General features: G+C 59.0%; 13 protein-coding genes. 3 read left to right on the top strand and 10 right to left on the bottom strand.

The window, feature by feature from the left end; all coding sequences use genetic code 11:
- Positions 1 to 27 precede the first annotated feature (27 nt).
- The 6 genes from mraZ to ACLBWT_RS02130 all read right to left on the bottom strand — a co-directional run bounded on the left by mraZ (position 28) and on the right by ACLBWT_RS02130 (position 5,935).
- Positions 28 to 465 (bottom strand): division/cell wall cluster transcriptional repressor MraZ, encoded by a 438-nt coding sequence (gene mraZ / locus ACLBWT_RS02105; protein ID WP_447661434.1) that lies wholly within the window; start codon positions 463 to 465, stop codon positions 28 to 30.
- A 282-nt stretch (positions 466 to 747) separates the two neighbouring features.
- Positions 748 to 2,013, bottom strand: coding sequence for an adenosylhomocysteinase (locus ACLBWT_RS02110; RefSeq protein ID WP_447661435.1), 1,266 nt, complete (start codon positions 2,011 to 2,013; stop codon positions 748 to 750).
- A gap of 61 nt (positions 2,014 to 2,074) precedes the next feature.
- Positions 2,075 to 3,727, bottom strand: a complete 1,653-nt coding sequence (bshC, locus tag ACLBWT_RS02115; protein ID WP_447661436.1) for a bacillithiol biosynthesis cysteine-adding enzyme BshC — start codon at positions 3,725 to 3,727, stop codon at positions 2,075 to 2,077.
- A 105-nt stretch (positions 3,728 to 3,832) separates the two neighbouring features.
- Positions 3,833 to 4,231: a DUF3397 domain-containing protein gene (locus ACLBWT_RS02120; protein WP_447661437.1), complete on the bottom strand. Its 399-nt coding sequence runs from the start codon at positions 4,229 to 4,231 to the stop codon at positions 3,833 to 3,835.
- Between the two features lie 9 nt (positions 4,232 to 4,240).
- A complete protein-coding gene (locus ACLBWT_RS02125) occupies positions 4,241 to 5,182 on the bottom strand; it encodes a ketopantoate reductase family protein (RefSeq protein WP_447661438.1) in 942 nt (313 codons plus the stop codon).
- Positions 5,183 to 5,290: 108 nt separating this feature from the next.
- On the bottom strand, positions 5,291 to 5,935 hold the full coding sequence (locus ACLBWT_RS02130) for an RsfA family transcriptional regulator (RefSeq protein WP_447661439.1): 645 nt from the start codon (positions 5,933 to 5,935) through the stop codon (positions 5,291 to 5,293).
- A gap of 265 nt (positions 5,936 to 6,200) precedes the next feature.
- On the opposite strand from ACLBWT_RS02130, the gene ACLBWT_RS02135 reads away from it, so the two are divergent.
- The gene (locus ACLBWT_RS02135) at positions 6,201 to 6,437 is read left to right on the top strand and encodes a DUF2626 family protein (protein ID WP_048744429.1); all 237 of its coding nucleotides are present in this window, start codon (positions 6,201 to 6,203) and stop codon (positions 6,435 to 6,437) included.
- Between the two features lie 135 nt (positions 6,438 to 6,572).
- On the top strand, positions 6,573 to 7,700 hold the full coding sequence (locus ACLBWT_RS02140) for a coiled-coil domain-containing protein (protein ID WP_447661440.1): 1,128 nt from the start codon (positions 6,573 to 6,575) through the stop codon (positions 7,698 to 7,700).
- A gap of 26 nt (positions 7,701 to 7,726) precedes the next feature.
- On the opposite strand, the gene ACLBWT_RS02145 is transcribed toward ACLBWT_RS02140, so the two are convergent.
- Positions 7,727 to 8,974 (bottom strand): extracellular solute-binding protein, encoded by a 1,248-nt coding sequence (locus ACLBWT_RS02145; protein WP_447661441.1) that lies wholly within the window; start codon positions 8,972 to 8,974, stop codon positions 7,727 to 7,729.
- A 325-nt stretch (positions 8,975 to 9,299) separates the two neighbouring features.
- A complete protein-coding gene (locus ACLBWT_RS02150) occupies positions 9,300 to 10,631 on the bottom strand; it encodes a PhoH family protein (protein WP_447661442.1) in 1,332 nt (443 codons plus the stop codon).
- Positions 10,632 to 10,757: 126 nt separating this feature from the next.
- Between ACLBWT_RS02150 and ACLBWT_RS02155 the strand changes: the two genes are divergently transcribed.
- Positions 10,758 to 11,324, top strand: coding sequence for a YhcN/YlaJ family sporulation lipoprotein (locus tag ACLBWT_RS02155; protein ID WP_447661443.1), 567 nt, complete (start codon positions 10,758 to 10,760; stop codon positions 11,322 to 11,324).
- A 263-nt stretch (positions 11,325 to 11,587) separates the two neighbouring features.
- Here the strand turns inward: ACLBWT_RS02155 and ACLBWT_RS02160 are convergent, their stop codons facing one another.
- Both ACLBWT_RS02160 and ACLBWT_RS02165 read right to left on the bottom strand, forming a co-directional pair.
- Positions 11,588 to 12,646, bottom strand: a complete 1,059-nt coding sequence (locus ACLBWT_RS02160) for an LCP family protein (protein WP_447661444.1) — start codon at positions 12,644 to 12,646, stop codon at positions 11,588 to 11,590.
- Positions 12,647 to 12,768: 122 nt separating this feature from the next.
- Positions 12,769 to 13,068, bottom strand: coding sequence for a YlaH-like family protein (locus ACLBWT_RS02165; protein ID WP_447661445.1), 300 nt, complete (start codon positions 13,066 to 13,068; stop codon positions 12,769 to 12,771).
- Positions 13,069 to 13,186: the final 118 nt, after the last annotated feature.

Here is a 13,186-nt window from a genome sequence, read left to right on the forward strand (position 1 = left end):
TACTTAATCCGAAAATAATGTCGTGAATCAGAAATTAATGTCGAAATCGGTCAATTTTTCTGCGATTTCGTTGAACGTATCCTCGGACTGCTGATAGTAGCCTTCCCACACCGGCTTGCTCCAAATTTCCACCCGGCTGGATACGCCGAGCACCATGCAATCCTTCTGCAGCTTGGCATACTCCGTCAGATGGCTAGGCAAATTTACCCTTCCCTGTTTGTCGAGCTCCAATTCGACGGCCCCGGAAAAGAAGAACCTGCTGAACGCCCGCGCATCCGCCTTCATCAGCGGCAAGCGGCGGATCTTCTGCTCGAGCTCGCTCCATTCGGCTTGGGGATATACGAATAAGCAGTTGTCCAGGCCTCGGGTGGCGATAAAGGTAGAGCCGAGAGCATCGCGGAATTTGGATGGAATCGTGAGCCGGCCTTTGTCGTCCAAGCTGTGCTGGTGTTCTCCCAGAAACATCGGCGCCCCACTCCCTCCCCCTATTCCACCACTTTGCCCCACTTCTCCCCACTAGCAAATTGGTATTCGCCGTCTGAACTCTATTTCCTCTTTCAAAACGAAGATTTGGCCAAACTTTTTCACCTAAAAATTTTCTCATTGTTGAAACTTTTCGCCTCATGATCTCGTGTATCTTGTTCTCGTTACGCGATTATCAGCATCCTGTTTACAGGGGAAAGAACAGGAAAGAAAAAAATCCACACTAAAAAAAGCCGCCCCCCGCAGGGACGGCTCAGGCAGCGGTCAGGAAGACCAGCTGTCCAAATATTTGATCTGCTCTTCGGAGAGCGAGTCGATCCCGATGCCGAGCGCGCTCAGCTTCGTTCTTGCAACTCTTTCATCCAGCTCGTAAGGAACGTTGATGACCTTGGCCCCAAGCTCCTTGTAGGAATCGTTGACGTATTTGAGAGAGACCGCCTGCAGCGCGAAGGTCATGTCCATGATCTCGGCCGGATGGCCGTCGCCCGCGGCGAGGTTGACGAGGCGGCCTTCTGCGAGGACGTAGATGCTGCGTCCGTCTTCAAGCTTGTACTCCTCGATGTTCTTGCGGACAGTGCGGATCTCGGAAGCGAGGGCAGCCAGATCGGGCTTGCTGAACTCGACGTCGAAATGGCCCGCGTTCGCAAGGATGGCGCCGTTTTTCATGACCGGGTAGTGTTCGCCGTTGATGACGGCCTTGTTGCCGGTTACGGTAATGAACATTTCTCCCAGCTTGGCGGCCTCGATCATCGGCATGACCTGGAATCCGTCCATGTAGGCTTCGACCGCCTTGATCGCGTCGACCTCGGTTACGATGACGTTGGCGCCCAGTCCCTTGGCCCGCATCGCCACGCCCTTGCCGCACCAGCCATAGCCGACGACGACGACCGTCTTGCCCGATACGACCAGATTGGTCGTGCGGATCAGGCCGTCCCAGGCGGATTGGCCGGTTCCGTAGCGATTGTCGAACAGATGCTTGCAGTAGGCGTCGTTGACCGCTATCATCGGGAACTTCAGCGTGCCTTCCTTCTGCAGCGCCTTCAGCTTGATGATGCCCGTCGTCGTCTCTTCCGCGCCGCCGCGGATGTTCTCCATCAGATCGGGACGCTCGGAATGCAGGATGGTGGCGAAGTCGCCGCCGTCGTCGATGATGAGGTCAGGCTTGCTCTCGAGCGCCCGGACCATCAAGTCCTTGAACTCCTGAGGACCCGGATTGTATTTGGCGAACACGGTGATGCCCGCTTCCACGAGCGCCGCGCAGACATCATCCTGGGTGGACAGCGGATTGCTGCCCGTTATGGTCACCTCGGCTCCGCCGGCCTGGACCACTTCCGCCAGATAAGCCGTCTTGGCTTCCAGATGGAGGCAGATCGATACCTTCAGCCCTTTGAACGGCTGTTCCTTCTCGAACTGGGCGCGGATTTCGTTCAATACCGGCATATGGGCCTGAACCCAGTCGATTTTGAGCCGGCCTTCCGCCGCCAGCGATCTGTCGGCCACGATGCTGACTTCTTTGGCGTTGATTGTCATAGCTGCATTCACACCTTCCATGATTCCATTCTGATGTCGGGCGGCGCCAGGCCGCCGCTGCTTACAAGCGTACCAGCCTATGTCCCGCGCAAGGCTCGAAAGGAGCCGCGAGCAAAACGTCCAGCCATCTGCGGCCGTATACGTTCAGATAATATACGGATGCCAGAACCCGCTCCTGCGGACGCCCTTCCGGACATACTGCCGTTCCGAGCGCATCCATCCGGTCCAGAGCGGTATGCTCCCTGCTCTCCAGCGCTTTTTTGGTCTTGTCTTCCATGTACTGGATTTCACGTGCGATCCGGCTCCAGTTGTTCTCGCCAAGATCGGCCAAACCCTTCTCCACGGATGCGGCCATCGCCAGCGCAGGGCTGTAGGCGTCCTGCATGCGGAGCAGCGCTTCCCGGAATCGCTCGCTGATGCCGTAATGGCCGCTGCCGGCGAGCCACTGCTGCTTCTTGGCTTCTATTCCGCCGAGAGCGTCTTCAAAGGAGATTCCGTACGTCTCCATCGTTTTGGCCGCCGCCGGTTCCAGCAGCGTGAAGGAGAGACGCGGCGTCAGGATCGGCATTTCCATCCCAAGTTCGCGGAATGCGCTCCCGGTCTGAGCCCAATAGGCGATCTCTCCGGGTCCCAGAACCGTCGACAGGACAGGGAACAGAAACTCCTGCATGAGAGGTCTCGTGAACACATTGTTGCTCAGCCGCTCAGGCTGCTGCTCGGCGATAGACGCCAGTTCGCGGGAACTGAGCGATACGAGTCCCTTGCGATCCTCGAAACGGTCGCCTCTACGGTGGAGGAGCACCCGCTCTTCGCTCCCCGTTTCTCCATATTCATGGAAGAGGAAAAGGTTGGCGCCTCCTTCCGCAAGGTCGGCCTGCGGCTTGTATCCAAGCTCTTCCACACTGGCGGTGCCCGCAAGGAATGCCTGCTCGAGCTGAGCGTTGCGCGATACGAGCTCGGAGAACATCGGCCCCTCCAGCTTGCGCAGTCCCGGATCGTCGGCATCGACGAGGAGCAGGCCCTTCTCTCCGAACAAGGCGTTCAGCATCAAGGCGAACATTTCCGTCAGCGTCCTGCAGCTCTGCGAGCCATGCCGCAGCTCGGCGCATAGCGCAAGCTTATGCGGGCTGTCGGGCAGAGCCGCTTCGAGCTGCGCCAGAGCCTCCTCCAGCGTCCGTGGATCCAGCTGCGTCCGGCTGACGGAAGAGCGGCCGCTACCCGGTCTTGGCGCGGACAGCTTCCGGGTCGCCGTTCCTCCGGCCTCAGGCACGAAAGTCTGGCTGGCCTCGTCCCAGTCGTGGTCCTCGCCTGCGATCCAAAACACCGGCACGACGGCCTCGCCGAGCAGGCGCGATGCCCATTCGGCGGTCTGCAGGATCGTCACCGCCTTATGTATGATCATCAAGGGACCGGTCCATAATACGGCCTGCTGGCCGCCGACGACGACGGGCGACCCTTTCTCCAGGAATTCCAGATTGGAGCGGACCTGTTCGGATAGTCCGAACGGCTCTTGATAGTTCTTCACTGCAGCAGCCACGCTTCGGCTGTCGGCACGCAAGCCTTCATGATTTCTGAGCCGGCGCAGCCGAGCTTTCCAATGTTCCTTATCAGCGGCATGATAGCCGAGCAGCGGCTCAAGCGCCTCGCGCTTGCGGCCGATGTAATCATCGGCAAGCGGCTGGCCAAAAGGCAGGCAAATCGTCTCCATATTCATCGGGTAACCTGCAACCCCCCAGCTGTAAATGCGAAGCTTTCGCTACGATTGTACACCTTGAGCGGAGACCCGTCAAAACCGTAACCGAAATTAGTACAGATCCTGCTACACCCGGAACATATGCTGGGCGATCCCGGCCGCCATGAGAACGATGTACATGATTCCCATGGCGAAAAAACCGAGCCGCCAAATCGCGCGGAAAATTTTGCGGATATCGACCTGGCCGCGCTTGCGGAACTGAAGGTTGCCGAGCAGGCCGCCGCCGATGAGCATGACGAGCAGAATGCCGTACAAGCCGAACGAATTGGAGAAGATCCGGTTGAACAGCACCGCGACGCATCCGATCAACAGAGCGGTCGTGATATCCATCGCCAGCCGCAGCGATCGCTTCCGGTCTCCGGTAACAGCTCGGGCAGTGAAAAAAATGAGCGCAAAGGGTATAAAAGGTATCATCGCGAGCAGTGCGTAAGCTGTTTTCAAGCTTTCCCAAACGAACACGGACATCGCCCTTTCCTACGGTTCCAGCGCTTTTACCATGGCTGCGGCGGCTTGGTTGAGCGGAGCGTCCAGACCGAGCGTTCCGGCCATAGAAGCGACCGCACCGTTGATGCTGTCGACCTCGCTCCTGCGGCCTGCCCGCACATCCGCCAGCATGGAGGAGATGTTGCCGGCCGTCAGCCGGCATACTTCCAGCAGGCGTGCCGGCTCGCTGCCGTCGAGCTCCAATCCGGCGCGGGCAAGGATGGCCGCAGTCTCCTCATGCAGCGCTGCCATCAGCTTGCCGGCCTGCGGATGGGACGGAAGCTCTCCGTTGCGGACCCCGTACAGCGCGGTAAGCGGATTGATCACAGCATTGAGCAGCAGCTTGCGGTAAATGCGGTTTTCCATATCGTTCGACAAAAATGCGGCGATTCCTGCCTTGTCCGCGGCTTGCTGCCACTTCCCGCGCAGCTTCTCCGCGCGGCTGTCAGCGGCCGCTTCGTTCGCCGCGCCGTAATGGAGCTCCCCGAGACCGGTATGGATTACCGTCCGGGCGTCTTCCCTCATCGCCCCTTCGCTCGTCACGCCCGCATAGAGCGCGACATCCGGAAGAGCCTGACTCAGGCGCTCCATATGCCCGATTCCGTTCTGAAGGCACAGCATGCCGTCCTGCGGGCCAGCCAGCAGGGCCAGCCGGCGAAGAAACGGCGCGTCGAGCGCCGTCTGCTTGACGCTGAGGATGAACCAGCCGGGCTCCATGGCATTGCCGCGGCCGTTGCCGGCATCCTCCAGCGCTGCCGCTTCGATGGGAACGACGAACTCCCCTTCATTCGTCTTGAGCAAGATCCCGGACTCCCGCAGCGCCTCGGCATGCCGCCTCGTGCGGACGAGCGCGCGCACATCCTCTCCCGCCAGCGACAAGCGCGCCGCATAGAGAAGTCCGATCGAGCCTGCTCCTATGACCGTTATGTTCATGACTTCATTCCTCCTTCGGCGATTGTACCAAAACCGGATGGACCAAAGCATCCCGGCAAACAAAAAAACGGCCCTTCCGGTTGATCCGGAAAAACCGTTCGCTTGGCATCATTCGATGCGCTCCAGGTTGCCGTTGGCATCCATCTTGAATCGCGGCTTCAGCTCGTCGTCCTCGTTCAGCACCGTGAGGCGCCTCGCGCGGTCCATGATCTGAAGCAAAGTCTTGTAGTCGTCGTTGACGGACTGATAGTCCAGCTGGACATGATTCGCTTCCCGGGACAGGCGGTCATTGATCTCCCTGAGGCTGCTCAGCTCCTCGTTGCGGCTGGACAGCTCTCTCTCCAGGCGCTTGACATGCCGCTGCAGATCGGAGAAGGTTGTTTTCCATTGCTTCAAATACCGGATGACGGCTTCGATCGCGATCGCATCGTCGCCGTATGCCGAATCGAGCAAGGCTGCAGGCTCGGCGGCCGGTTCCGCCAAGGCGGAAACATGGGAGGCAGCCGGCGCCTGTTTCTTCAAATAATTCCGTTTCTGCCGCTGCTGCTTGGCGAGCTGAATCGCTTCCTCGTACCGCTTGCGTACGCAGCTGTTCCATCTGAACCCGCAGGCCGCGGGCGTTCGGGCAATCTTCTCCCCCACCTCTTCGAATGCTCCAAGCTGGGTACCGCCATCGCGGATATGTCTTAGTGTCACCTCGGCGAGAATCAAATCGTCGTCCGGGCTCCATGCGTCTTGCCTGACTGCTGTCATGCTCGCTACAACCTCCTAACGTAAACGCACTTTCTTTATCCCTATGCCCTTGGTAGAGTTCATAGAATCTATCGTTACTAAATTGTATTTCCAATTTTGCAGAGGCTCATACATATTCGTCCTTTCTGGAGGCAATCCTAGAAGCGGCAGGCGGCGGACAAGCAAAAAAGGCTTCGAGGAACCTGCGAAAGCGGTTTACAGTGATTGCCTGAAACGCTATAATGTTCTTTAGCATGCAACACGAGATGGAGAGGGGGATTACCTCATGGCGCGCATGTTTCGCGTACTTGGCTTTTGGTGTCTTGTGATCGCCCTCATGGCCTTCGCTGGAGATATGACGGAGTTTTCGCTTCTGTTCTTCTTCCAAGCCATCGCCTTCTTCTTCTTGGGCTACCTGAACTTTACGGAGCGCACCTACATACTGATGTTCTGGGCCTATATGATTCTCACCTTCCTGGGCTTCAGCTATTGGACCGTCTTCAAGATGGGATTGCCGTTCTGATTCAGCCCCAAGGCCTTCACGCACAAGAACCGCCCGGACTTCTGTCCGGGCGGTTCTTTGCATCTGAGGGCTCGAGACGGCATAAGGTAAGAAGGAAGCCGATGGACAAGAAGGAGGGGATCTTCCGAAGACGCCATGAAAACAAGACTCCCTGGCCGGATCCTTCTCTCCCTGCTGGCGGTCCTCCTCCTCGGCCCGCTGGCTGAAACATTCCCCTTCTCCGGACCGATCGGCGCGGACGAGATCTATGCGCAAGCCGTACCCGTACCTTCATCGGACGATGACCGCCAGCTGATGGAGAAAAGCCTCGCCGTCCTTGAGCTGGACCGGGAGCTGGAGCGGATCGCCGGCCGCAAGGACGCGCTGCAAAAGCAGCTCGACGCTTCTACCCTTCAGCTGAAGCAGCAGGAGGAGCAGCTTCGCGGCCGCAAGCAAAGAGCGGGAGAAGCGCTCAGCCGCTATTACACCGGCCGCAAGGACATGATATGGAACGCTTTGTTTCAGGTCCGGAATCTCGGGGATTTGTTCCGCATCGTGGACATGATGGATCTGCTGATGGACGGGGACAGGAAGGCGATCGCGGACTACCGCGTCAAATCCGAGGAGCTGAAATCAAGCCAGGCGGAGCTTCAGCGGCAACAAGCAGCGCTTGACGCAGCCGAGCAGAGCCTGCTGCAGCAAAAGGCCCGCGCCGAGGAGCTGGATCGCCAGCTCCAGGAAGGCATCGGGGGCAGCAGCGATCCGGAAGCCGTAAAACGGCAGATCGCCCAGCTGGGCGAAATATGGCAGAACAGCGGAAGGGCGGAAGTCCAGTCCTACTTCCGCTTGATGTCCAAGGCGATGAACAAGCTGCCCGCTTGGCTCGAGAGCCATCCCGATTATGTCAAGCTGGAAAGCGGCGGCTACACGCTCCGGCTGCCGGATGATGCGCTGAATTCCTTCCTCGCCGAGCAGGATGACAGCCTCAAGGGCTTCCAGTTCCGGTTCGGGGACGGCAAGGTCCAGGCGGGCGGAAGCGACGGGGCCATGAGCGTGGAGGCTTCCGGCATCTATGAAGTCGTCGATACGCCCAAAAACGGAATCAAGTTCCGGATGGATGAGCTCGTCTTCAACGGCTACAAGCTGCCCAAGGAGACGATGGATGATTTATTGCGGACTTTCGACGTCGGCTTTTATCCCGGCAAGTTCATTTCCTTTCTCAAAGTGACCTCCGTCCAGGTCGAGGAGCATGAGCTTGTCATCCGGTTCGGCTTCTCCCTGTGAATCAAAGCAGCGCCGAATGGCGGCCCTCATTTTCCGGAGGGCCGCTTTTCGATGGCTTGAAGCCAGGCAGACGCCAGCTGCTCCGGCGACATTCCGCCCCCGTCCTTCCAATAGGATTTCCAGAGCGGAGCCAGCAAGTCGGCTCCATGGAGCCGAAGCCGACCCTCCTTGCCCTGGAACAGCTGCGGCTTCCAGTCTGCCGGGAAGCCGCCATCTCCGGATGAGTCTCCGATGTAGAGGCTCGGCTTCGGCAGCAGCCTGAACGCCGCATCTGCAGCTGCCTTCCGGGCAGCCGTCTCCGTCACGCCCGCGATCCAGGCCGCTGCGGCGTCGGGGCTTGCGCTCGTGGCCATGATTCCATAACTCCGCATTCGCAGGGAGGCGGTATCGAGCGCCAGGCGGTAATCGGGCGTATAGCCTTCTCCGGGATTCCATCGCCTGTATTCCGACCACGGAATGATGGCCGAAAATGCCTTGCCCGCTGCCATTGCCGCCTCCGCTTCCTCATAGGAGGAGTATGCCTGCATCCTGCTGCCATCTCCTCTGCCCGACAGCGCCTGCTTGAGGCGCTCCGGCAGCTGCTCGGCTCCGGCTTCCGGCTTCCATCCGGCGACCCATGCTGCGGCTGCTCCGGCATCGCTTCTTCCGATCAGGACGGTGGGGACGCCCGGATGGCCGGCACTAACCAGCTCCATCTCTTCCCATGCCGTCGGCGGCCGCAGCAGCCCTGCCTCCATCAGCTTGCTGTCCTTCCACACCAGCACATCCGGGTCCGCATCTCTGGGCGCTCCCCATAAGTATCCATTCCAGTAAAGCGGCTCCCAGAAAGCCCCGCTCCCTCCGAAGCCGGCGCTGCCCGCCATCAGCTTGTCCAGCGGCAGGAGGACTCCGGCCGCGGCGAGAGGAATGATCTCCGAGCTCGGCAGGAGCACGATGTCCCCTGCCTCTCCAAGCAGCGCCCGGCGCCTCCACTGTCCTGTTCCAGTCTCTGCCGGCAGAGAATTCACCAGCTGGATATCCCATCCGGGATGCCTCTGCGACCAGAGGCGGCTTATTTCCGACAGCGCGGCGTATTCCTGTTCATCCAAGGAAACGCTTACAGTCAACCGTTCGCGCTGTTCGGCTTTTTCACCGCCGCCGGCAAGCGGCTCGTCCCAGACTGCGGCAGGCTGAGCGCTGCCCGGAGGATCCTCGGCCGGATGCTCTTGCTGGACGAGCAGAAGAGCGGCGGCGAGAGCGGCTCCCGGCAGCAGCAGGTATTTTTTTCGTGCCATCCACGCCGCCCTCCTTTCGGACATGTTTCCCTTCATCCTATCAAAGTTTCCGGTATCTGTCTGCCCGGCCGGGCAAAAAATAGGCCGTATGCTCCTTGCAGCAATTCCCTTGCGCATAGGTTGGGGCCGATAGACTAGGACTGCAAAATAATGCTGTTTTCAGACAGCCAGGAATAGCATGCAGAAGGCCAAGCCCCGTGCAACAAAGCGGAAGCCGACGACAGAGCGGCTCAGCTTCTTCCTCCTTTTTCCTGTTTTGGCCGAATTCCAGACGTCGGGCAACAAGAAAGGCCGCCTGCATGCAGGCGGCCTTTTCCCTCATCCTCTAAAGCAGGTCAGCCGCAAGCTGAGCCAGCTTGGAGCGCTCTCCCTTTTCCAGGTTGATATGCCCGCTCAGCGCTTCCTGCTTGAAGCTTTCGACGATATGAGTCAGCCCGTTGCTCATGGAATCCAGATACGGATGGTCGATCTGCTCGGGATCGCCCATCAGCACGATTTTGCTTCCTTCGCCGACACGGGAGACAATCGTCTTCACCTCATGCCGGCTGAGATTCTGCGCCTCGTCGATGATAATGAACTGGCCTGGGATGGAACGCCCGCGGATATAGGTCAGCGCCTCGACCTGAATGCTGCCGAGTCCCATCAGAATCTTGTCGATATCGCCGGACTTCTTGGTATCGAAGAGGAATTCCAGGTTGTCGTAGATCGGCTGCATCCATGGGCGCAGCTTCTCGTCCTTCTCTCCCGGGAGGTAACCGATGTCCTTGCCCATCGGGACGACGGGACGCGCGATCAGCAGCTTCTTGTATTTATGCTCATCCTCGATCTTGAGCAGGCCGGCCGCGAGGGCAAGCAGCGTCTTGCCTGTGCCCGCCTTGCCGGTCAGCGTCACGAGCGGAATATCGTCGTTCAGGAGCAGCTCCAGCGCCATCCGCTGCTGGGCGTTGCGGACGGTGATGCCCCAGACGGGATCATTGCTCAGGTACAGCGGCTCCAGCCTCGCCCCATCCTGGCTTACCTTCAGCAGGGCGCTCTTGGAAGTGCCGAGCTCATCCCTCAGAACGATGAATTCGTTGGGATGCAGCCTGGAGGACAGCTGCAGGCTCTTGATGCTCAAGAACCGGTAGGAATAGAATTCGTCGATGATGGACGGATGGACGAACAAGGTCGCCGTCCCCGTGTACACATCCGACGGCTCCACGGCTCGATCGGACAAATAATCCTCGGCTTGCAGGCCGAGCACATCGGCCTTGATCCGCACCAGCACATCCTTGCTGACGAGCACGACATCGCGGCCCGTTCCATCCTTTTCTTCCTCCATATGGTAATTCAGGGCGACAGCGAGAATGCGGTTGTCATTGGACATCTCCCCGAACATTTCCTGAACCCGTACATAGCTTCGGTGGTTCAGCTCTACCTTGAGCAACCCACCCCTCGGGAGCGAGATGCCTTCATGCAGCCTGCCCTCTTCCCTCATTCCGTCAAGCAGCCGCGACACATGGCGCGCATTGCGCCCCAGCTCGTCGGCCAGCCGTTTTTTGGAATCGATCTCCTCCAGCACGACGGCCGGGATGATGACTTCGTTGTCGTCGAAAGCGTAGAGAGCCTGCGGATCATGAAGCAGCACATTTGTATCCAGTACGAAGATTTTGGTCACGAAGCAACCCCTCCTGGCCTTATAATTCCGGTCCACATGCGATGGTTACATAGCCCGACCGGAACAGGGACAAACTAGGTTCGGTTCTACGATCAAGCATCGACGGAAAGGTCAGGTGTCCCTAACATGAAAAAATGGCTGTCGGCAGCTTTGATTCTATGCCTGACGGCGACCGGCTGCGGCACGGTCGTCCATAAGGGCGATTCTCCTTCCCCTGCTGAAGACCAGCGTATTCGTACGAAGCAAACCGATCCCGAGCCGGAAAAAACGGTCGGGTCGGCCCAGGCCGCCAAACGTCTGGAAGAACTCGCCTCCCGGGTGGAGGGCGTGCGCAAAGCCCATGCCGTCGTGGCCGGGAATACAGCCGTAGTCGGCATCGATGTCGACGGCAACTTCGACCGCTCCCGTGTCGGAACGATCAAGTATGCCGTCGCTCAAGCGCTTCGCAATGACCCGCTCGGCGTCCGAGCCATCGTGACGGCAGACATGGACGTCAACCAGCGGCTGTCGGAGCTGGGCGCCGACATCCGCCGCGGACGCCCGATCCGAGGCTTCGCGGAGGAAATGGCCGACATCGTCGGCCGCATCGTGCCGCAGCTGCCTCGCAATACGGCTCCGGAAAACCGGAATGCCGCATCGCCTGCTCCGATGGACGGCATGCACAAAGCCGGCGAGCCGGCTGCACATCGCTGACCTGCGCCATAGCGCAAAAAGCCTAGTGACAGGTCACTAGGCTTTTTGGTTTGGGAGGGGCAGCTGCTTCCAATGGCCAAGCCACAGAGGACGGGCCTCTGCCGTGAAGGCGCGTGCCGGATGTCGATGCAAGGCCTTCGGAAATCGTGATGCCGCCATGCGCACGGAGCTCCGCCATTCGCCCTGCCTCCCGGAATTATAATCGGATCATGATGTCGGCTTCGTAGTTGTAGTATAACATACGTATGCACTGTCCACGATGGTCATTCATCCAGTTTGGACTGGAGGGCCTTGCTTGCCTTCGCAACGACAGCCTCGTCCAGATACACATAGGGGCTTCTCCAATCCCCGGTCAAAGGAATGAAGGTGATATCCTCCTTGGAGATGCCGAAGTATACCCTCAACATTTCCCGAATATCCGATGCCGGCATATCCGTCTTCACATTGCCTCCGACAGCTCCAAATACATTGCCCAGGCGCAGCAGTCCCGGCACCGACATCATCCGGTCCGTAATCGCCCCGACGACCTGCTCCTGGCGCTCGTTGCGCTCGAAGTCGCTCGACATGTTCTTGCCGTCGTTGGATTTGCGGTAGCGGACAAATCCCAGCGCGTCCTCGCCGCCGAGCTTCTGCTCGCCCTTGCGCAGATGGATGCTCGTGCCGCCGGGCTGGCCGGCATGATCGTCATAATCCATATCCATGTCCACATTGACGTTCACGCCTCCGAGCGCATCCACCACGTCGGCGAAGCCTTGGAAGTTGACGTTCGCCGAATAGGCGATCGGAATGCCGAGAAAACGACCGATGGCATCCTTCATTCCCTTGGCTGCGGCATGCTCCGCGTTCTCCTGGGACACGCCCTTTCCTTCACTCTTGGCATTGCGCAGAAACGCCGAATAATAGCTGTTGACCTTGCGGGTCTTGTAGCCTTTGACCTCTATTCTGGAATCGCGCGGAATGGAGACGACAACCGCACTTTTGGTCTTCGGATTGAACGCGGCCGCCATAAGGACATCGGTATTCAGCAAGCCGCCTTCTCCTCGCGTATCCACTCCCATGATCAGCATGCCGAACGGGCTGCTGCCGATAGAGCCGACTTCGGAGCTCGTTCCATAGCTCATCTCCTTGATGGCCTTGTTCGCGTCCATGAACAGATAGACGCCGTAACCGACCGCAATGAAAATAAGCAGCGAGGCGAACAGCATGAATCTTCGCATCCAAAAACGGGGCTTGTGTTTCTTGACGGCGCCATTGCGGGCGCCTCGTCCAGCCGGCGGGCTGCTGCCCGGCCGGCGCGGGGGGGATCCGTTGCCAGTAGTCATAAATTCTCCTTCATCTGTCCGAAAAGAACCGCCGTCATGCCTCGGATTCCTTTCTTCACAGTGCTGTGTCCGCCGCCGGCAAGGGCGGAGGCCAAGTGCACCAATCGTATTTCGGGCCCTGCCTAGCTTTCTCCAGCTCCAGGCGCATTCTGGCGTTTGGCTTGCCGGCGGTCGTTGAACTGCCGGATCCTCAGCATGAACATCAACAGGACGGCAACCGCCATGCATTGAATGATCGGAAGCTTGTCGATCTGGAAGACGACCAGAATGGCTGAACCGATGGCCATGATGACGTAGACCAGAATTTCCTTGAGAATCGGCAAGCGCTGCTGCGGACGGAATACCTTGTTGAAGATATAGATAACCCCTGCCAGAATCAGGATATACGATACGAGCGCATGCTCGCTGAGCCATTGCTGCATCCCAGTTCTCCTCCTTGAGTGGATATCAGTGCCGGCAGGCCCGATATCATATAGACGAACAAGCGGCGAATTTGGATGCCGGCCGGATGGCCGGCCCCAATCGCCGCTGTTACGTTCA

This window comes from Paenibacillus sp. D51F, assembly GCF_053345695.1.